Annotated in this window: 19 protein-coding genes and 1 riboswitch; of the genes, 7 read left to right on the top strand and 12 right to left on the bottom strand. The window is 73.0% G+C overall.

Translation table 11 applies throughout. The features are described 5' to 3' along the window. The first annotated feature begins 51 nt into the window (after positions 1-51). Positions 52-1437, top strand: a complete 1386-nt coding sequence (locus ACIRD3_RS02260) for an 8-oxoguanine deaminase (RefSeq protein WP_402210219.1) — start codon at positions 52-54, stop codon at positions 1435-1437. Between the two features lie 229 nt (positions 1438-1666). Here ACIRD3_RS02260 and ACIRD3_RS02255 read toward each other — a convergent pair whose 3' ends face one another. Next, on the bottom strand, positions 1667-2068 hold the full coding sequence (locus ACIRD3_RS02255) for a gamma-glutamylcyclotransferase (RefSeq protein WP_402210216.1): 402 nt from the start codon (positions 2066-2068) through the stop codon (positions 1667-1669). Between the two features lie 145 nt (positions 2069-2213). Then, a complete protein-coding gene (aceB, locus tag ACIRD3_RS02250; RefSeq protein ID WP_402210213.1) occupies positions 2214-3866 on the bottom strand; it encodes a malate synthase A in 1653 nt (550 codons plus the stop codon). Positions 3867-4066: 200 nt separating this feature from the next. On the opposite strand from aceB, the gene ACIRD3_RS02245 reads away from it, so the two are divergent. Continuing rightward, positions 4067-4864 carry an IclR family transcriptional regulator gene (locus ACIRD3_RS02245; RefSeq protein WP_402210210.1) on the top strand — a complete coding sequence of 266 codons (798 nt, stop codon included), beginning with the start codon at positions 4067-4069 and terminating at the stop codon, positions 4862-4864. Between the two features lie 267 nt (positions 4865-5131). Then, entirely contained in the window at positions 5132-5707 is a 576-nt protein-coding gene (locus tag ACIRD3_RS02240) for a hypothetical protein (RefSeq protein WP_402210207.1), read from the top strand. Between the two features lie 85 nt (positions 5708-5792). Here the strand turns inward: ACIRD3_RS02240 and ACIRD3_RS02235 are convergent, their stop codons facing one another. Next, positions 5793-7091: a hypothetical protein gene (locus ACIRD3_RS02235; RefSeq protein ID WP_402210204.1), complete on the bottom strand. Its 1299-nt coding sequence runs from the start codon at positions 7089-7091 to the stop codon at positions 5793-5795. Further along, positions 7092-7257, bottom strand: a riboswitch (cyclic di-AMP (ydaO/yuaA leader). It lies immediately after the preceding gene. 148 nt (positions 7258-7405) lie between these two features. On the opposite strand from ACIRD3_RS02235, the gene ACIRD3_RS02230 reads away from it, so the two are divergent. Further along, on the top strand, positions 7406-7642 hold the full coding sequence (locus tag ACIRD3_RS02230; protein WP_402210202.1) for a hypothetical protein: 237 nt from the start codon (positions 7406-7408) through the stop codon (positions 7640-7642). A gap of 53 nt (positions 7643-7695) precedes the next feature. Next, positions 7696-8025 (top strand): phenolic acid decarboxylase, encoded by a 330-nt coding sequence (locus ACIRD3_RS02225; protein WP_402210200.1) that lies wholly within the window; start codon positions 7696-7698, stop codon positions 8023-8025. 67 nt (positions 8026-8092) lie between these two features. On the opposite strand, the gene ACIRD3_RS02220 is transcribed toward ACIRD3_RS02225, so the two are convergent. Together ACIRD3_RS02220 and ACIRD3_RS02215 are read right to left on the bottom strand one after the other, a co-directional pair. Continuing rightward, a complete protein-coding gene (locus tag ACIRD3_RS02220) occupies positions 8093-9235 on the bottom strand; it encodes an alpha/beta hydrolase (RefSeq protein ID WP_402210197.1) in 1143 nt (380 codons plus the stop codon). Positions 9236-9504: 269 nt separating this feature from the next. Further along, positions 9505-10125, bottom strand: coding sequence for a TetR family transcriptional regulator (locus ACIRD3_RS02215; protein WP_402210194.1), 621 nt, complete (start codon positions 10123-10125; stop codon positions 9505-9507). Between the two features lie 138 nt (positions 10126-10263). Here ACIRD3_RS02215 and ACIRD3_RS02210 point away from each other — a divergent pair, with 138 nt between their 5' ends. Beyond that, the gene (locus ACIRD3_RS02210) at positions 10264-11028 is read left to right on the top strand and encodes an SDR family NAD(P)-dependent oxidoreductase (protein WP_402210192.1); all 765 of its coding nucleotides are present in this window, start codon (positions 10264-10266) and stop codon (positions 11026-11028) included. 115 nt (positions 11029-11143) lie between these two features. Here the strand turns inward: ACIRD3_RS02210 and ACIRD3_RS02205 are convergent, their stop codons facing one another. The 6 genes from ACIRD3_RS02205 to ACIRD3_RS02180 form a co-directional block, all read right to left on the bottom strand. Beyond that, complete coding sequence (locus tag ACIRD3_RS02205; RefSeq protein WP_402210189.1) at positions 11144-11641, bottom strand: GNAT family N-acetyltransferase; 498 nt, start codon at positions 11639-11641, stop codon at positions 11144-11146. Positions 11642-11674: 33 nt separating this feature from the next. Continuing rightward, the gene (locus tag ACIRD3_RS02200; RefSeq protein WP_402210186.1) at positions 11675-12349 is read right to left on the bottom strand and encodes a Pr6Pr family membrane protein; all 675 of its coding nucleotides are present in this window, start codon (positions 12347-12349) and stop codon (positions 11675-11677) included. A 154-nt stretch (positions 12350-12503) separates the two neighbouring features. Continuing rightward, complete coding sequence (locus ACIRD3_RS02195; RefSeq protein ID WP_402210183.1) at positions 12504-13490, bottom strand: phosphotriesterase; 987 nt, start codon at positions 13488-13490, stop codon at positions 12504-12506. After that, positions 13487-13987 (bottom strand): carboxymuconolactone decarboxylase family protein, encoded by a 501-nt coding sequence (locus tag ACIRD3_RS02190; protein ID WP_402210180.1) that lies wholly within the window; start codon positions 13985-13987, stop codon positions 13487-13489. Before ACIRD3_RS02190 ends, ACIRD3_RS02195 begins: the two co-directional genes overlap by 4 nt. 16 nt (positions 13988-14003) lie before the next feature. After that, positions 14004-14708 carry a DUF4865 family protein gene (locus ACIRD3_RS02185; RefSeq protein ID WP_402210178.1) on the bottom strand — a complete coding sequence of 235 codons (705 nt, stop codon included), beginning with the start codon at positions 14706-14708 and terminating at the stop codon, positions 14004-14006. A 57-nt stretch (positions 14709-14765) separates the two neighbouring features. Next, entirely contained in the window at positions 14766-15335 is a 570-nt protein-coding gene (locus tag ACIRD3_RS02180) for a TetR/AcrR family transcriptional regulator (RefSeq protein WP_402210175.1), read from the bottom strand. A gap of 287 nt (positions 15336-15622) precedes the next feature. Here ACIRD3_RS02180 and ACIRD3_RS02175 point away from each other — a divergent pair, with 287 nt between their 5' ends. Then, positions 15623-16615: an aldo/keto reductase gene (locus tag ACIRD3_RS02175; RefSeq protein WP_402210172.1), complete on the top strand. Its 993-nt coding sequence runs from the start codon at positions 15623-15625 to the stop codon at positions 16613-16615. A 155-nt stretch (positions 16616-16770) separates the two neighbouring features. Here ACIRD3_RS02175 and ACIRD3_RS02170 read toward each other — a convergent pair whose 3' ends face one another. Then, positions 16771-17568 carry a winged helix-turn-helix domain-containing protein gene (locus ACIRD3_RS02170; protein WP_402210170.1) on the bottom strand — a complete coding sequence of 266 codons (798 nt, stop codon included), beginning with the start codon at positions 17566-17568 and terminating at the stop codon, positions 16771-16773. Positions 17569-18206: the final 638 nt, after the last annotated feature.

The raw sequence follows: 18206 nt of genomic DNA, 5'->3' as shown, positions 1-18206 counted from the left end.
CACCTCGCCCGACGTGCGCTCCTCCGGGCCCTCCCCCATAGGAGTGACACCATGGCAGTCCAGCCCCCACCCGCCGACCAGCGGATCGTGATCGAGAACGTCGCGATCGCCACCGTCGACGCCAACGACACCGAGTACGCCCGCGGCCACGTGGTCATCCTCGGCAACACGATCGAGTCGGTCGGCGACGGCCCCGCCCCGGCGTGGCTGGACAACGTGGTGCGCCGGATCAACGGCGAGGGCCACCTGGTCACCCCCGGCCTGGTCAACACCCACCACCACTTCTACCAGTGGATCACCCGCGGCCTCGCCCAGGACAACATCCTGTTCGACTGGCTGGTCGCCCTCTACCCGACCTGGGCCCGGATCGACGAGAAGCTCGTCCACGCCGCCAGCCAGGGCTCCGCCGCGGCGCTGCTCAAGTCCGGCTGCACCACCGCCTCGGACCACCACTACGTCTTCCCCAAGGACGGCGGCGACGTCCTCGGCGCCTCCATCGAGGCCGTCCAGGAGCTCGGCCTGCGGTTCACCGCGCTGCGCGGCTCGATGGACCGCAGCAAGAAGGACGGCGGCCTGCCGCCGGACCACGCCGTCGAGGAGCTGGACGACATCCTGGCCGCCTCCGAGGCCGCCGTGGACACGTACCACGACTCCTCCTTCGGCTCGATGCTGCACGTCGCCATCGCGCCCTGCTCGCCCTTCTCGGTCTCCACCGACCTGCTCCGCCAGTCCGCCGAACTCGCCCGCCGCAAGGGCGTACGGCTGCACACCCACGGCTCGGAGACCGCAGAGGAGGAGCAGTTCTGCAAGGAGCTGTTCGGCATGGGCCCGACGGACTACTTCGAGTCGGTGGGCTGGCTCGGCGAGGACGTCTGGATGGCGCACTGCGTCCACATGAACGACTCCGACATCGCCAAGTTCGCCGAGACCGGCACCGGCGTCGCCCACTGCCCGTCCTCCAACGCCCGCCTCGCGGCCGGCATCGCCCGGGTGCCCGACATGCTCCGGGCCGGCGTCCCGGTCGGCCTCGGCGTGGACGGCACCGCCTCCAACGAGTCCGGCGAGCTCGGCACCGAGCTGCGCAACGCCCTGCTGATCAACCGGCTGCACGGCTCCCCGACCGCCCTCACCGGGCGTCAGGCGCTGCGCCTCGGCACCATGGGCGGCGCCCGGGTGCTCGGCCGGCAGGACGAGATCGGCTCGATCGAGGTCGGCAAGCTCGCCGACCTGGCGCTCTGGAAGGTCGACGGGGTCCTGCACTCCTCCATCGCCGACCCGGTCGCCGCGCTCACCTTCGGCGCGCTGCCGCCGCTGTCGGTGCTGTTCGTCAACGGCAACGCGGTGGTCGAGAAGGGCCAGCTGACCACCGTCAACGAGGACCGGATCGCGCGCGACTGCGCCCGCGCCGCCAAGGAACTGGCGGCCCGACCGGTCTGACGCCCCCTCGGACTCCGGGCGCGCCCAGGGACGGTGCGCGCCCGGACCCCGCGGGCCCGGCAGGGCCCACGGACTGCGGCCCCGAACCCACGGCGAGGGTTCGGGGCCGCAGCGTTCAGCGGACGGATGACAGCGAACAGATGACAGATGACGAAAGTTGTCAGCTGTCATCTGTTCGCTGTTATCCGTTCGCTGTCGTCCGTTCGTGTCAGCTGTCAGCCGCCACCCGTCAGGCCTCCCGCCCCAGCGTCGCCAGGTACGCGCGCCAGCCGCCGTGGTGGGTGATCTCGCGGTGGACGCCGCGCTCGACCTCGCCCCGGGCGAGCAGCATCGAGAGGCACGCGGAGCCGTCCGCCAGCTCGATCACACCCAGCTCCAGCTCGCGCGGCTCGCCGGGCAGGATGTCGTCCCGCAGCCGCTCCAGGCTGATGTCGTACAGCTCGCCCTCGATGGCGGTGTCGACGGCCGGGTCGGGCAGCAGCCCCGGGCAGACGTCGGTCCCGCCGCTGTGGTCGATGGAGAAGAAGCGGTAGCCGGGGGCGGTGCGGACCGGCCCGACCAGCGCGTCGGCGACCTTGGCGTGGAAGGGTCCGCCGACCATCGCCTGGCCGTTGAAGAAGATGCGTGGCATGGGTGAACTCCTCTGGAGAAAAAGACCGTTCCGTACGGCGACGAGAGGACAGGTGGATGTCGTCGCCGTACGGAACGGAGTAACGGGCCGCCGGAGTGCTACAGCCTGGCAGGCGCTGGCGGTCGCGCCGGCGGATAGATTGGGCTCAGCCCAGCAGGGGCAGCGCGGGGAGGGTCAGGAAGTCCGCGAACTCCTCGGCCAGGGCGACCTGTTCGAAGAGCTGGGCGGCCTCGCGCCAGCGGCCGGCGCTGTAGGCCTCCTCGCCCGAATCGGCGCGGAGCTCGGCCAGTTCGGTGGCGACCAGGGTGCGGACCAGTTCGGCGGTGGCCTTCTCCCCGGTGTCGGAGAGCACGACGCCGTTGTGGATCCACTGCCAGATCTGCGAGCGGGAGATCTCGGCGGTGGCGGCGTCCTCCATCATGTTGAAGATGCCGACCGCGCCCAGCCCGCGCAGCCACGCCTCGATGTAGCGGATGCCGACCTGGACGGCGTTGTGCAGCCCCGCGCGGGTGCAGGTGCCGCCCGCGCCGGCGATGTCGAGCAGCTGGGCGGCGGTGACCGGCTCGGACGGGCCGGGGTTGTCCTTCTGGTGGGGCCGCTCGCCGAGCACCGCGTCGAAGGAGGCCCGGGCGACCGGCACCAGGTCCGGGTGGGCGACCCAGGAGCCGTCGAAGCCGTTGCCGGCCTCGCGGTCCTTGTCGGCCTTCACCTTCTCCAGGGCGGCCGCGTTGACCTCGGGGTCCTTGCGGCTGGGGATGAACGCGGCCATGCCGCCGATCGCGTGGGCGCCGCGCTTGTGGCAGGTCTGCACCAGCAGGCGGGTGTAGGCGGCCATGAAGGGCGAGGCCATGGTGACGCTGTTGCGGTCCGGCAGGATGTAGTGCTCGCCGGCGTCCCGGAAGTTCTTGACGATGGAGAACAGGTAGTCCCAGCGCCCGGCGTTGAGGCCGGCCGCGTGCTCGCGCAGCTCGTAGAGGATCTCGTCCATCTCGAAGGCGGCGGTGATGGTCTCGATCAGGACGGTGGCGCGGATGGTGCCGTGCGGGATGCCGAGCGCCGCCTGGGCGTGGGTGAACACGTCGTTCCAGAGCCGGGCTTCCAGGTGGCTCTCGGTCTTCGGGAGGTAGAAGTACGGCCCGGAGTTGGGGTCCTCGGCACCCTTGGCGAGCAGCCGGGCGGCGTTGTGGAAGAAGTACAGGCCGAAGTCGAGGAACGCACCGGCCACCGGGGTGCCGTCGACCAGCAGGTGGTTCTCGTCCAGGTGCCAGCCGCGCGGGCGGACCACGACGGTGGCGAGTTCGGCGGCGGGCTTGAGGGTGTACGCCTTGCCGGCCGGGGTGGTGAAGTCGATCCGGCCCTCGAAGGCGTCGATCAGGTTGACCTGGCCGCTGACCACGTTCTCCCAGGTCGGGGAGGTGGCGTCCTCGAAGTCGGCGAGCCAGACCTTGGCCCCGGAGTTGAGGGCGTTGATGACCATCTTGCGGTCGGTCGGGCCGGTGATCTCGACCCGGCGGTCCTGGAGGGCGCGGGGCGCCTCGGCGACCTTCCAGTCGCCGGCCCGGACGTCGGCGGTCTCCGGGAGGAAGTCCAGCGTGCCGGCCGCCGCGATCTCGGCGCGGCGGGTCCTCCGCCTGGCCAGGAGTTCCTGCCGGCGGCCCTCGAAGGCGCGGTGGAGGCCGACGACGAAGGCGACCGCCTCCGGAGTGAGCACCTCCTCCGCCCGGTGGACGCGAGGACCGGCGACAGTGACGACCGGAGCGGCGGGGGAGGCGCCGACAGGTCCTTGATCTGCAGCCATGAGCAGGACACTCCTAAGCGGTTGAGCCTGGCGAAGGGGGCTCCGGTGGGAACCCCCTCGGGAACTTCCTCGATCGTTACCCGCCTGTCGGCGGGTTCGATTCTGTAAGGTGGAGACTAGTTTCCGCGATACAGAATTTCAACGGTTTGTTGAAGAGGTCGCCGGGACTCTACTCCTCCCCGACAGCGAAGGGAACGCCGGTGGTTGCGACCCCCGACACAGCATCGACGACAGGCCCCGACCGCGCGAGCGGCGGCGTGCAGTCCGTCGAACGCGCCTTCCAGCTCCTGGAGGCGCTGGCCGACTCCGGCGGCGTGGCCACGCTCAGCGAGCTCTCCACCAGTTCCGGCCTCCCGATGCCGACCATCCACCGCCTGGTTCGTACCCTCGTCCAACAGGGCTATGTCCGCCAGGACACCGCGCGCCGCTACACCCTCGGCCCCCGGCTGATCCGCCTCGGCGAGACCGCCGGCCGCCTGCTCGGCAGCTGGGCCCGCCCCTACCTGGCCGAACTCATGGAGGCCACCGGCGAGACCGCCAACCTGGCCGTCCTGGAGGGCGGCGAGGTGGTCTACGTCGGGCAGGTGCAGTCCCGGCGCTCGATGCGGATGTTCACCGAGGTCGGACGGCGGGTGCAGCCGCACTGCACCGGCGTCGGCAAGGCCCTGCTCGCCCAGCTCCCCGAGGAGGAGGCGCGCGCCGTCCTCGGCCCCAACCCGCTGCCCGCGCACACCGAGTACACCGTCACCGATCCGCAGGAGCTGATGCACCAGCTCGCCGAGGCGCGCGAGCGCGGCTACGTGGTCGACGACCAGGAGCAGGAGATCGGCGTCCGCTGCATCGCGCTCGCCGTCCCGGGCGCGCCGACGCCCACCGCGCTCTCGGTCTCCGGACCGGAGGCCCGCATCCGGGCGCTGGAGGAGCAGGCCGGGGCCGCCTCGCTCGTCCCCGTGATGCACCAGATCGCCGCGCGACTGGGGCAGGTCCTCGCGCCCTGACCCGCCCGTGAGCCGATGCCACGTCAACCTGCCTGCGGACGGGCGGGAGACCGGCCGTCCTCCGTTCGGGCGGACGGCGGGCGGCGCGACTCGGTTACTCCCCGGTCACGGCGACGCCTCGGTCATCTTGGTGCGGACGCGGCGCGCGACGGCGCGGGCCGCCGGGAGCACGAGAGCAGGGTGACCGGGATGAGACACCGGGATGTACGGGGTGGCGCGCAGGGACCGGGTCGCGCGAGGACCAGGGGATTCGGCGGGGCCGGGCTGGTGGCGGCCGTGACGGCGGGCTGCGCGGTGGCGATGCTCGCCACCGGCCCGTCCTGGGCGCTGCGCCGGCCGGAGCCCCGTCCGGCGGTGGACGTCGTGGCGCCGGGTGCGCCGGGTGCGCCGGGTGCGCCGGGTGCGCCCGAGGCGTCCACCCTGCCGGCCCTCGCGGCCAAGCCGTCCGACTCCGACCTGGAGGTGGTCCAGCTCGATCCGGACCCGGCACCGCCCGGCGGCACCACGACCATCCACGCCTTCGTCGACAACCTCGGCCCGGACACCACCGCCTCCCCGTTCACGGTCGTGGTCACCCTGCCGGAGGGCGTGACGCCGCACGGCCCGTACTTCCCCAAGGACTGCGAGGTGTTCCAGAACGGCCACCGGGTGCGCTGCGTCTTCGGGGCCGGGCTGCGGAGCGGGCGCAGCGCGACCGCCCTCGTCCCGGTCGACGTGAGCTCCGACCTGGCGCCGGGGACGTACCAGGGCTGGGTGGCGGTGCGCAGCGCGGACGACCGGAACGCGGACAACGACCGCGCGCCGTTCGACCTCAAAGTGGTCGAGCCGGTCCAGGATTCCTGAACCACGTCCGTCCCACCGGTCACCGGCCGCCGGTGAGCGGCTGCCGGCTTCCGGCGACCGGTGGGACGGTCCTACGGGCTACCCGTCACCGGTAGACGCGGACGTAGTCGGCCGCCATGGTGATCGGGGCGGTCCCCTGCGGCGCCGGGTGGTACTGGCCCGCGCACACCGAGAGGTTGAGGATCAGGTACGCCGACCAGTTGGCGCCCACGCCCTTGCCGTCCGAGAAGACCTTGACGCCGTTGACGTACCAGTCCACCGAGGTCGCGCCGTAGTAGGTGCCGATGGTCACCCACTGGTCCTTCGCGATGGCGCTCGCGTCGGTGTAGTACTTCGGGTTGCCGGGGTTGACGTGGTTGGTCAGCTCCAGCAGGTTCGGGTTGTCGGGGTGGTACTCGAAGGAGTCGATCTCCCCGTTGCCGTTCTTCCAGGTCCACAGAGCCGGCCAGGCACCGGTGCCGGCGGGCAGCTTGACCCGGGTCTCGGCGTAGTCGCCGGTCTTGACCTGGAAGCCCTCGCTGGAGCCCTCGGTGGTCAGGAAGCCGGTGTTCCAGGACTGCTTGCCGTTCTCCAGGGCCGGTCCGCCGGACGTGGCGGTGAAGGTGGCGACCCCGCCCGCGACGCTGACGTTGTTCTTGTTCAGCCAGTCGAGCTTGTTGTCGTCCGGGTTGTGGTTCCCGTACTTGTACGCGGTGCTCTTGTCGCCGACCCAGCGCTGGCCCCAGGAGATCGCGCCGTTGAACTCGTCGGACCAGGTCAGCGACTTACCGGCGACCGGGGAGGACGGCGCCGGCGTGGCGCTCGGGCTCGCCGTGGCGCTCGGGCTCGCGGTGGGGGTGGAGGTCGGGGTGGGGGTGGAGGTCGGGGTGGGGGTGGAGGTCGGCGCGGGGGTCGGGGTGGGCGCGGGGGTGGCGGTGGACGAGACCACCAGCTGCTGCGAGGGCAGGTTGTGCCAGGCGCCGCCGAGGTCCTGCCAGAAGCCGAACTGGGTGTAGGTGCCGGCGGGCAGGGTGCGCGCGGCGCTGGTGAAGTTGACCCCGCTCGGGCAGATCTGCACGTTGGAGGCGTTGCCGGGGAAGTCCAGGTTGGTGCCGCGCGCGTCGCGCACGCCCACGCCCACGGTCTTCGCGGTGAAGCAGGCCGAGGAGTGCAGGGCGAGCGAGGCGGTGGTGGCCTTCCCCGCGACCATGGTGGCCGGGGCGAGGCGGTCCTGGGTGACGGTCGGCGCGGTGGCGGCCTGGGCACCGGTGACGGACGGCAGTCCGAGCAGTCCGGCGCCGCTGATGGCGAGCGCCCCGGTGGCGGCGAAGGCGGCGTTGCGGCCGCGGTGGGTGGGGCGGGCGTGGCGCGGCGCGCGGCGCCGGGCAGCGGCAGGCTGGGGCATGGGTCACCTCTGCGACGCCTGCGAGGTTAGCTGTCGGGTTCGGGCTGCAGTTGCCCGGCCGCCTGTGGAGCGGCTTCACCCCTAGCCTCGGCCCGCGCGCGCGTGCGCACGGGTCGGGCGCCGACCTTGGTTCCCCCGCTCCCGTCCGCTGTGGTGCTCGGTGACCCGCCGGCGGGTGGACGGGACTAGGCGTCCCGGCGGCGGGGTCCGCGAGAGGCGGACGCCGTTGCAGGCTAGGCAGGCCGTGCGTGAACGGACAACTCCTCCGGGGTGGTTGTCGCGCAGCTCACAGCGGTGTCGATCAACGACGCTGCGTGGCGGCTGAGTTGATCACTCCGGGCACGGCCGGCGTGACGCGACATGCGGTGCTGGGCGTGGAGCCGGGCGTGGAGCCGGGCGTGGAGCCGGGCGAACAGCCGGGCGTGGAGCCGGGCGAACAGCCGGGCGTGGAGCCGGGCGAACAGCCGGGCATCGTGCCCGGCGGCGCGGTGATCCGTCCTGCGGCAAAGATCCGGACCGGGTGCGCCCGGTCGGATAAATTTGAGGCCTGACATCTTCCGCAGTGCACAAGAGCACCGATCCCGAAACGAGGAGCCGCCCCACCATGACCGCGCCCCTGCCCGCCTTCGCCGGCCGCACCTACGTCTTCCGGGCCGACAACGGCGCGGCCTTCCGCAACACCTACTCGGCCGACGGCACGCGGTTGCGCTGGGAGGGCCTCGGCGAGTCCGCGGGCCAGTGGGAGGACGTGCGGCTGCACGTCGCCGAGGTCGCGCCGGAGATCTACTTCATCAGCTGGACGGAGCAGAGCGGGATCACCGTCAGCCATGTGATGGACCTCAACAAGCTCACGATCCGGGCCTTCTGGACCTTCGAGGGCGAGGGCGGCCGGGTCGGTCAGCTGCACACAGGGACGCTGGAGCGGGTGGCCTGAGCCAGGTGACGACCGAACCCCCGGGGCCCGCGGCCCCGGGGGTTCGGTCGTCTGGCGCGCCCGTCCGTCAGACGGTCTGGTCGGGCACCTTGAGGTGCTGGGACAGCCACTCCAGCGAGGAGGGCAGCAGCGCGCTCCAGGTCTCGAAATTGTGGCCGCCGTTCTCCAGCATGCTGTACGAGACCTTCATCGGGCTCTGCGCGGCGTCCACGAAGGCCTCGGTCTCCCGGCGGTAGTCGCCGTCGCCCTTCTTGGTGCCGGCCAGCAGCACGGACACCTTGGGCGCCGGCAGGTTCTTCAGCCGCCACATCAGGTTGGCCTCGTCGCGGCGCTGCTTGCTGCCGCCGAACAGGTCACCGGTGGTCGGGTCGTCGGCGGCGTCGTAGTAGGCGGACAGGGCGACGGCGGTCGGGAAGACGTCGGGGTGGCGCATGGCCAGCTTGAGCGCGCAGTAGCCGCCGGTGGAGTTGCCCATGAACGCCCAGGCCTGCGGGTCGGACGAGACCCGGAAGCTGGCCTGGATCGCCGAGGGCACGTCCTTGGTGAAGTACGTGTCGGACTGCGGACCGTTCGGGATGTCCTCGCACTCGGTGTCCTGCGGCAGCGCGGGCGACGGGCGCATCAGCACCATGACGGTCGGCTGCATCCGGCCCTCCTGCAGCAGCTTGAGCGCCGCGCCCGGGTAGTTGAACCGGGTGATCAGGTTCTCGGCGATACCCGGGAACCCGGTGCTGACGATCACGGCCGGGAACTGCTTCCGCGCGTACTCCGGCTGGAAGTACTGCGGGGGCAGGTAGACGTAGCCCTCGGTCGACAGGCGGCTGACCGCACCGTCGATCCGGACCTTGCGGATCTCGCCGGACTGGCTGGGCTCACGGCCCATCGCGCCGCCGCCCTTGACCGCTGCGTGGCCGACGGTCTCCACCAGCAGGCGCCCGGAGGCGTCCGCCTTGTTGTGGATCACCACCGGGCCGGTGTCACCGGTACCCAGCAGGTCGTCCCAACTGCTGTAGAAGGCGAAGTAGTTGTTCGCCACCAGGCCGAGCGCCGCGAGGACCGTGAGCTGGGTGGCGAGCAGGGCGCCGATCCGGCCGAGCACCGCCTGCCAGGTCTTCCTGGCCAGCCTTGGCCAGAGCCAGACCGTTCCCCCCATCACCACGACGGCGATCAATACGGTCAGCGCCAGCACCTTGTGGCTCGTCAGACCCATGTCCTACTTGCTCCCACGCCTCGAACTCCGGTCCCCTCCGCTGGGGACATCCGAGGAGGTCACCCCGGTTCCCCGCCGGGGCACGAGGATCAACCCTAGCGCCGCCTGGGAGAAGGCTGACGGGCGCCTGGGAGCTCGCGGGACGGCTGACAGATTTCAGATGACAGATTTCGAAATCTGTCATCTGAAATCTGTCATCTGAACGTTGTCAGCCGTCATCCGCGACACGGGAGGTGGCCCCCAGGCCCCCGACGCTGCCCCCCGGGCGCTCAGGACACCTGCTCCCAGAGCCGCAGTCCCGCCGTGAGCTCGCGCACGCAGCGCGCGCCGAGGTCCTGCGGGGAGCCGGGGCCGGTGGCGGCGGCATCGGAGGCGGCCCACTGCTCCAGGGCCACCCGGATCGCCGCGGTCGCGGAGGCGGCGGCCAGCCGGATCTCCAGCGGGTCGACGCCCTGCGGGCAGCGTTCGGCGAGGACGACGCGCAGCCGCTCCTCCGAGTCGGCGTGGACGCGCTGCCAGGTGCCCTCCAGTCGCGGGTCGCGCAGCAGGCTGCGGGTCCACCGCATCATCTCGGCGCCCGCTTCGTCGCCCGGCGTCAGCGACGCGACCGCCGCCCGTTCCAGCGCCTCGCGCAGCGGCAGGTCGGCCGGGCTGTCGGCGAGCCGGTCGACCCACTGCCGCCCGCCCGCCGCGAGCAGCGGCGCGACGGCGTCCTCCTTGACGGAGAAGTACCGGTAGAAGGTGCGCAGCGAGATGCCCGCGGCGAGGGCGATCTCCTCGGCGGTGGTGGCCTCCGCCCCCTGCTCGGCGAAGAGCGCGGCGGCGGTGCGGGCGATCTCCAGCCGGGTGGCGTCACGGCGGCGCTGGTTCAGGGTCGGGCGTCCGGTCACAGGGGTCAGCCTACGCGGGCAGGTGCCACTGTGGCGCGAAGCGCCGACATGGCACGTCCAGCCTTATTGGCACGATGTGCCACATAGGCGTACCGTGTCTCTTGAGGTCGAGAGACCACGAACGAACGGAGTACCACCATGGAGCGCTTCAGCGGACGGAACGTCCTCGTCACCGGCGGCGGCTCGGGCATCGGCCGGGCGACCGTGCACCGGATCCTCGCCGAGGGCGGAAAGGTCGTCGCCGTCGACGTCGACGAGGACGGCCTGAAGAAGACCCTGGACCGCGCGGCCACGGACGGCACCGCGGAACGGCTGACCATCCGGGTCCTCGACATCTCCGACGAGACCGCCGTCGTCGCGGGCGTCGCCGAAGCGGTGGCCGCCCTGGGCGGCCTGGACGTCCTGGTCAACGCGGCCGGCATCCTCCGCTCCTCGCACACCCACGAGACCACCCTGGAGTTCTGGAACAAGCTCCTCGCGGTGAACCTCACCGGCACCTTCCTGATGACCCGCGAGGCGCTCCCCGCCCTGCTCGCCACCGGCCGGGGCGTGGTGGTCAACTTCAGCTCCACCTCCGCGGGTTTCGCCCACCCCTACATGGCCGCGTACGCCGCGACCAAAGGCGGCATCCAGTCCTTCACCCACGCCATCGCCTCGGAGTACGCGAAGCAGGGCCTGCGCGCGGTCTGCGTCGCACCCGGCAGCATCGACAGCGGCATGACCAACAACCCCGGCCTGCCCGCCGACGCCGACTTCAGCCTGCTCGCCAAGCTCTCCCCCGCCCTCGGCCAGGGCTTCGCGGGCCCCGAGACGGTGGCCGGCGTGATCGCAATGCTCGCCTCCGAGGACGGCGCCTTCGTCACCGGCACCGAGATCCGCATCGACGGCGGCACCCACATGTGACCCCCGCCCGCTCCCCGGCCCCGACGGCAAGGCCCGTGCCGCCTCCGCCCCCGAGCGGCACGGGCCCCGCTCGGGCTTTCCGGTACCCGGGCTTCCGTTCCAGGCGGCCCGGCGCTCAGTGGAGCGGCTTGGACAGCAGGACCTCCTCGGCGGCCCCGGCAGCGGGCTCCACGGAGGCGGCGGGCGTGACGGGCGTGACCGGGGTGAACCCGTGGCGGCGGTACAGGGCGAGGGCGGGAGCGTTGGCGGGGAGGACGGCGAGGTGGAGGGCGGTGCCGCCGGTGCTGCGGGCCCACCGCTCCACCTCCTCGATCAGGAGGTCCGCGACGCCCCGGCCGCGCGCCTGCGGGGCGACCCACAGCGAGCGCAGCTCCCGTACGCCGTCCGGGGATCCGCGCAGGCCCCCGACGAGGCCGACGGGCTCCTCGGCCAGGAACGCGGCGACGTGGTGGGCGCCCGGGAGGTGGAGGCGGGCGTGCCAGCGCTGCTCGCCGCCGTCGTGCCACTCCGCGAGGCCGTACCTGAAGGCGTGCGGCGCGTCGGTGAGGGCGGCGAGGCGGAGGTCCCGCCAGAGCGGCCAGTCGGCGGTCGTGAGGGTCCGGAGGGTCACCATGCCGATCACCGTAGAGCGCGCGGGCGGTGCCCGTCAGCCCGTTCCGGCGCGGGCGTGACGACCCCTCGGGACGGTGCCGTCACGGGCGTCGCGGTGGGCCGCGGCAGCGTTGCCCAGCGCGGCGACCGCGGCGCCGACCAGGAGGAAGGCCGCCGTCATCAGGAAGCAGGCCCCGGCCACCCGGCGGTAGCCGCCGTGCCTGCTCGGGTCGAGGAAGACGTACGGGTACCAGTCGACGGCGTGGCCGCGCAGCAGCGCGTACGTCAGGTACAGCAGCGGGAACGCCGTCCAGCCGAGCACCACGACCGGACGGATCCGCCGGACCGGCGGGTCGATCAGCCAGTCGGCGAACGCGAGCAGGGGCATCACCCGGTGCGCCACGTCGCTCACCCACGGGATCACCAGCTGTTCCGGGTACGTCGCCAGCAGCGTGCCGTAGAACAGCCCGGTGATCGCCAGGTAGAGCACGACCGCTCCGCGCAGCTCGTCCGGCACCGGGCGGCGGCCGGTGAGGCCCGCCCAGCCGCCGTAGCCCAGGACGGCGATGCCGGCGAGGTTGCTGAGGTTGGTGAAGTAGCTGAAGAAGTTCAGCACCCCGGTGGCGTCGGTCGCCGCCCGGTAACCGGAGAAGCCGAGGGCGACGGCGACGAAGGCCGCGACGGCCAGCCGGGCGGGTGCGAGCCACGAGTACGTCGCTGGTGCGGGCATCGTCGGGTCCGCCTCTCTGGGGGCGCCCCTCATCCGGCGGGAGGGCTATTCGGATTCAAACCCGGGCGGGCGGAGTCGGCCACAGGAGCGGGGGCTGCGCGTCACCGGGCTGCGCGTCACCGGGCCGCGCGCCACCGGGCCGCGCGTCACCGGGTCACGGCGTGCGCCAGTCGGCGGCGAAGGCGGCGGCCGGGTTGGCGGTGAGGAGCAGCTCGGGCAGCTCGGGACCGAAGGTGCGGGCGAGTCGCGGGGCGAGGTCGGTGAGCAGCCGGGTCGGGCCGCCGGCCTGCCGGGCGGTTCGGGTGGTGGTGTCGGCGCCCAGCAGCAGCCGACCGGCGTGGCCCGCCTCGACCAGGTCGGCGATGACGTCGAAGGCCTGGAGGTCGGCCGGGTGCCCGGCCCGGGAGGGGCTGTCCAGTGCGAGGTGGACGCCTTCGGCGGCGAGGCTGCGGTACACGGCGCGGTCGGGGAACCGGGTGAGGTGCCCGAGGACGATCCGGTCGGGCCGGACCCCGTGCCGGCCGGCGAGCCGGAACAGCACCTCGTGCGGATCGCCGTCGGGTTCGAGGTGGACGGCGATCGGCGCGCCGGTGGCGTGGTGCGCCTCGGCGGCCGCGGCCATCGTCCGGCGGGTGTGCGTGGTGGTGCGTCCGGCGTCGTCCGCGACCTTGATCAGTCCGGCGCGGACGCCCTCGGGTGCGCCGGGCAGGCCGGTGGTGAGGTCCGCGACGAAGCGTTCGGCGAGGTCGGCGTACGGGACCGGGTCGGGTGCGTAGTGGACCTCCTGGTGCGTTCCGGTGGCGGCGACGACGTGGACGCCGGTCGCGCGGGACAGGGCGGCGAGGGATTCCTCGCCCCGGCCCATGCCGTGCGGGGTCCACTGGACGAAGGAACGTCCGCCGGCGGCCGCGAAGGCGTGCAGGACCTCCTCGGCGGCGGCCGGGTCGTCCAGCTCCTGGCCGGGGAGCAGCGGGCTGCGGATGAAGAGGTGGTCGTGGGAGTCGGTGACGCCGAGCTCGGCGGGGTCGAGGTCGCCGAGGACGGTGCGGACGCGGGCGGCGCGAGCGGCGGGAGTCGTCGGGTCCGTGAGGTCCGTGGGAGCCGTCGGGTCCGTGGGGTTCGTGGGAGTCGTGGGGGTCATCGGTCGTCCTCGGGGGTGGCGGGCGCGGCTTCGGCGAAGGTGGCGGCGGCGACGCGCAGGCCGGCCAGGGCCTTGGGAACGCCGACGTACGGAGCGAGGTGCACCATGACCTCGGTGATCTCCTCCTTCGTCAGGCCGATCCGCAGGCTGTTGCGGACGTGGTCGGCCAGCTGGGGCTCCACGCCGCCGAGGGCGGTGAGGGCGGCCAGGTTGGCGATCTGGCGGTCGCGCAGGGCGAGGCCGGGGCGCTGGTAGGTGCCGCCGAACAGGCTGGTGACGATCCAGTCGGGGAAGCCGGGGGCGAGGGCCTCCAGACCGCCGAGGGTGCTGACGGCGACCGGGCCGGCGAGGTCCGCGAGCAGGGCGTAGCCGGCTTCGCGGTCGAGCGGGGCGGGGGCGAGGTCGGCGGGCAGCAGACCGGCGGCCGCGGGTGCGGATGCGGGCGTGGTCGTGGGTGCGGCAGCCGCGGGCGTGGGGGCCATGGGGGCGGAGGTCACGAGGTCAGGGGTCCTTTCACCAGTGGCGGCCGGCCGGGAGCCGGTCCAGTTCGGGGCGGGAGAGGTGCAGCACCCGGTAGCGGACACCGGGTGCGTCCTCCGGGGCCTCGCCGTGCCAGAGGACGACGCGGAGCAGTTCCCAGCGGCTCGGGTCCACGGCGACGGCGGCGGTGTGCAGGGCCGGGCGGCCGGGCAGTGGCGCGGATTCGGCCGGTCCGGCGAGTTCCGCCAGTTCGGCGAGGGCGCGGGAGACGGCCTCGGCCGGGTCCGCGCTCTCCGGCAGCCGTACGGTGTCGCGGGTCGCGGTGGTCGGAGTGGGCACGGTGGTCGGGGTGGTCATGGTGGCCGGGGTGGCCGCGGTGGCCGGGGTGGCCGCGGTGGCCGGGGTGGCCGGAGGGGTCTCCGCCGAGTCCGGCGCGCTGCCGTGGACCAGGCCCGCCCCGAGCCAGTGGCGGACCGGCGGGCGGCCGAAGTCGGCGCTCAGGCCACGGAAGCCCGGGCCCCAGAGGAAGCCGTTCATGCCCTCGGCGGTGCGCCACAGGTAGAACGGCGCGTACTGGTTGACCGGCGACCCCTGCAGGCCGCGCTCGCGGACCAGGTACGCCTTGAGGCCGAGGCCCGGCTGGGCGTCGAGCAGGTGGCCCTTGTCGGCGACGCGCTTGCGGATGATGCCCATGTCGTAGTCGGCGGGCAGGGTGATCTCGTACTGCATGACGTGCACGGCGGTCCTCCTCGGGGTCGGTCCAAGCGGGCTGAACGCGTGGCCGTCAGGTGTCCGTCAGGCCGCCGGGCGGTGGGCCGCGAGGAGGCCGAGGGCGCCGCGGACGGCCCGGTCGAAGGGCTCCGCGCTGTCCGCGGCGCGGGCCAGGACGTAGCCGCCCTGGACCACGGCGACCACAGCCGCCGCGGTGTCGGCCGGGTCGAGACCGGGGGTGAACTCACCGGCCGCCTGACCTTCGGCGACCAGCTCGGCGATCCGGCCGCGCAGCCAGTCGAAGGTCTCCTCGACGGGGGCGCGCAGCTGCGGGTCGGCGACCACGTCCGGGTCCTGCGCCATCCGTCCGATCCGGCAGCCGCGCAGGACGTCGCGGTCGCGGCGCAGGTAGGCGGCGATGCGGTCGTACGCGGTGCCGGGGGCGGCGAGGTCGGCCTCGGCGATGCCGCGCATCTGCTCGGCGCTGCGGCGCAGGGCGGCGGCGGCGAGGTCGGGCTTGCCGGTGAAGTGGTGGTACATGCTGCCCTGGCCGACTCCGGAGCGCTGCTGGATGGCCTTGGGGCTGGTGCCGACGTAGCCGCGCTCCCAGAGGAGGGCCTGGGTGCTCTCGATGAGGCGGTCCTGAGTGCTCATGCGGATCACTGTACATACCAGTAGGTACAGAAGGCTAGAGGTAGCCCGGATCCGGGTCGACAGCGATGGACGACCGAGGGCCGTGCGCCGCCCCCCGGCGGCCACGGCCCCTCGACGGTTCGTCATCCCCCGTACCGCCCAACGGCATTCCGGCACGGCCGGTGGCGCGCGTCACGTCACGCAGGGTGGCCGGCGGCTCGCGACGGACGGTCAGCCGGGACCCGGACGACCGGAGTCGGACCGTCCGGGGGCTTGATCGACCGGGCCCGGCTGGCAAGATGTCCGGCATGAGCTACCTCGCCGCGGATGACCGCTATGCCTCCATGACCTACCGGAAGGCCGGCCGCAGCGGCGTCCAGCTGCCCGCCGTCTCGCTCGGCCTCTGGCACAACTTCGGTGACGCCCAGCCGCTGGAGGTGCAGCGCGCGGTGCTGCGCCGGGCCTTCGACCGGGGCGTCACCCACTTCGACCTGGCCAACAACTACGGCCCGCCGTACGGCAGCGCCGAGCGCAACTTCGGCTACCTCTTCGCCCAGGACTTCCGGCCGTACCGGGACGAGCTGTTCATCGCGAGCAAGGCCGGCTGGGACATGTGGCCCGGCCCGTACGGCAACGGCGGCAGCCGCAAGTACCTGCTGGCCAGCCTCGACCAGTCGCTGGACCGGATGGGGCTCGACTACGTCGACGTCTTCTACTCGCACCGCTACGACCCGGACACCCCGATCGAGGAGACGATGGGGGCCCTGGACAGGGCGGTGCGCTCGGGCAAGGCGCTGTACGCCGCGATCTCCAACTACCCGGCGGAGCAGCACCGGGAGGCAGTGGCGATCCTGCGGGAGCTGGGCACGCCGGTGCTGATGAACCAGTCGGCGTACTCGATCCTCAACCGGTACGTGGAGGAGGCCGGCGTACTGGACGCGGTGGGCGACACCCAGACCAGCCTGATCGCCTACTCTCCTCTGGCCCAGGGCTTGTTGACGGACCGTTACCTCACCGGGGAGGTGCCGGCGGGCTCGCGGATGTCGGTCGGGAAGTTCCTGACCGAGGAGGCGCTGACCGGGCCGAAGCTGGAGCGGCTGCGAGCGCTGAACAAGATCGCCGAGCGGCGCGGGCAGACGCTGGCGCAGCTGGCGCTGTGCTGGGTGCTGCGGGACCCGCGGGTCGTGTCGGTGATCATCGGCGCGAGCAGCGTGGCCCAACTGGACCAGAACCTGGAGGCGTTGGCCGGGGGGCCGCTGACGGCGGAGGAGCTGGCGGAGATCGACCTGCTGAGCCGCTGAGGCACTGGGGCGCCGGGGCGCTGGGACGCTGGGACGCCGCACTCCTGACAGATGACAGCGGACAGATTTCAAAATCTGTCCGCTGTCATCTGTTATCTGTTCGCTGTCATCTGTCCGCTGTCACCTGTTCCCCGTCGACCGTTCGCCGTCGGCGGTCAGACGGCGGCCGGGGTGTACTTGTAGCCGACCCGGCGGACCGTCACGATCGTGTCGCGGTAGGCCGGTCCGAGCTTGCGGCGCAGGCGGGCGACGTGCACGTCGACGGTCCGGCCGTCCCCGACGTGGCCGTAGCCCCACACCGCGGACACCAGGTGGTCCCGGGTGTGCACCCGCTGCGGGTGCTCGGTGAGGTGGGCCAGCAGCTCGAACTCCAGGTAGGTGAGGTCCAGCAGCCGCCCGTCGACATAGGCGTTGCGCCGCTCGGTGTCGACGGTGATGCCGCGACCGCCCGAACGCGTCGGGCGGACACCCGTCGGGACACCCGTCGGAGCGGGCGCCGCGGGCAGGCCCGGGCCGCCCGCCACCGGGCTCTCGGCCGGCACCAGCACCAGGTACCCGACCATCGGGTTCCCGTTCGCACCGCCGAACTGCGTGCCGTACTGGGCGAGCAGACCCTGCGGCAGCAGGCCTTGCGGCAGGGTGGCGACCACGGTCGCCCCCTCCGGCAGCGCGGCGAGCAGCGCCTGGGGCGCCGGCGGGACGACCGCGCCGGGCTGCGCCGCACCGGTCGTCGGGAGGCCGACCGGGCGGGGCGGCCTCAGGGACGGTCCCGCGAGCCCGACCGGACCGACCCCGGCCGAACCGGGCCCGACCGGCGCGGCGGAGGCTCCGGACGGCACGGTGGGCAGGGGAGGAACGGGGGCGGTGGGAGGGACGGACGGAACCGAGCGGACCGCGCGCAGGTGCGGGGTCGCGGTGGGCAGGGGCAGGGTGGCCGTGGAGGAGGAAGACATGGTGTGCCGCTCATTTCGCGCGTGACGGACGGGGTGGAGTCGTCTGCGCGTCGACCGGGCGTACTGCCGTGGCTGGACCGGATCGAACCGGGTCAGCGGGCGGAGAGCCGGGACGCGCTGGGCGAGCCCGGACACGTCTGATCGAACAGGTGCGGCTGCCGGGACGGCCAGAACGGCTGGAGGTCGGGGCGACCCCGCCGGCTGTCCGCAGCGCGGCCCGCGCGCCCGTTCCACCGTCCGGTCCGGCCACCGCCCGCGCACGTCGCGGGACCCGCACCGCTCGTTCGGGCACGGCCGACGGCGGCGGGGGCTGGTCTGGGGCAGACGATGTTCACTGTGGTCTCTCCGCTGGGCGGTCCGGTTTGGTCGGCCGCGGGCACGCCGGACGGCGGTCCGCTACGGCCTGGTCGACGGGATCGGCGGTGCGTCGGGCGGTGGTGGCCGGTGGGCCGGAAGCGCCGGGGACGTACCGGGACGGGACGAGGCCGGTCAGCGACAACACGCGCTGCAGATGAGCGCGTGGTCGATGTAGCGGCGGACGGTGAGCACCGGGGCGGCGGCGCCCGAGCGGGCGGAGCCGGGCATGAGGGGTCCGGGCACGGTGGTGACGATGTGTCGGCGGCCGACGGTCATCCTGC

It is taken from the genome of Kitasatospora sp. NPDC093550, from assembly GCF_044764985.1.
In the GTDB taxonomy this organism is placed as follows: Bacteria; Actinomycetota; Actinomycetes; order Streptomycetales; family Streptomycetaceae; genus Kitasatospora.
Note: the sequence above shows the minus strand (reverse complement) of the source record. Positions and strands in the feature narration are given on the sequence as shown.

Coding starts and splice junctions, on each gene's coding strand:
- ACIRD3_RS02260 (WP_402210219.1), top strand. CDS start 52: ATGGCAGTCCAGCCCCCACCCGCCGACCAGCGGATCGTGATCGAGAAC.
- ACIRD3_RS02255 (WP_402210216.1), bottom strand. CDS start 2,068: ATGCCACGCATCTTCTTCAACGGCCAGGCGATGGTCGGCGGACCCTTC.
- aceB (WP_402210213.1), bottom strand. CDS start 3,866: ATGGCTGCAGATCAAGGACCTGTCGGCGCCTCCCCCGCCGCTCCGGTC.
- ACIRD3_RS02235 (WP_402210204.1), bottom strand. CDS start 7,091: ATGCCCCAGCCTGCCGCTGCCCGGCGCCGCGCGCCGCGCCACGCCCGC.
- ACIRD3_RS02225 (WP_402210200.1), top strand. CDS start 7,696: ATGACCGCGCCCCTGCCCGCCTTCGCCGGCCGCACCTACGTCTTCCGG.
- ACIRD3_RS02220 (WP_402210197.1), bottom strand. CDS start 9,235: ATGGGTCTGACGAGCCACAAGGTGCTGGCGCTGACCGTATTGATCGCC.
- ACIRD3_RS02210 (WP_402210192.1), top strand. CDS start 10,264: ATGGAGCGCTTCAGCGGACGGAACGTCCTCGTCACCGGCGGCGGCTCG.
- ACIRD3_RS02205 (WP_402210189.1), bottom strand. CDS start 11,641: ATGGTGACCCTCCGGACCCTCACGACCGCCGACTGGCCGCTCTGGCGG.
- ACIRD3_RS02200 (WP_402210186.1), bottom strand. CDS start 12,349: ATGCCCGCACCAGCGACGTACTCGTGGCTCGCACCCGCCCGGCTGGCC.
- ACIRD3_RS02195 (WP_402210183.1), bottom strand. CDS start 13,490: ATGACCCCCACGACTCCCACGAACCCCACGGACCCGACGGCTCCCACG.
- ACIRD3_RS02180 (WP_402210175.1), bottom strand. CDS start 15,335: ATGAGCACTCAGGACCGCCTCATCGAGAGCACCCAGGCCCTCCTCTGG.
- ACIRD3_RS02175 (WP_402210172.1), top strand. CDS start 15,623: ATGAGCTACCTCGCCGCGGATGACCGCTATGCCTCCATGACCTACCGG.
- ACIRD3_RS02170 (WP_402210170.1), bottom strand. CDS start 17,568: ATGTCTTCCTCCTCCACGGCCACCCTGCCCCTGCCCACCGCGACCCCG.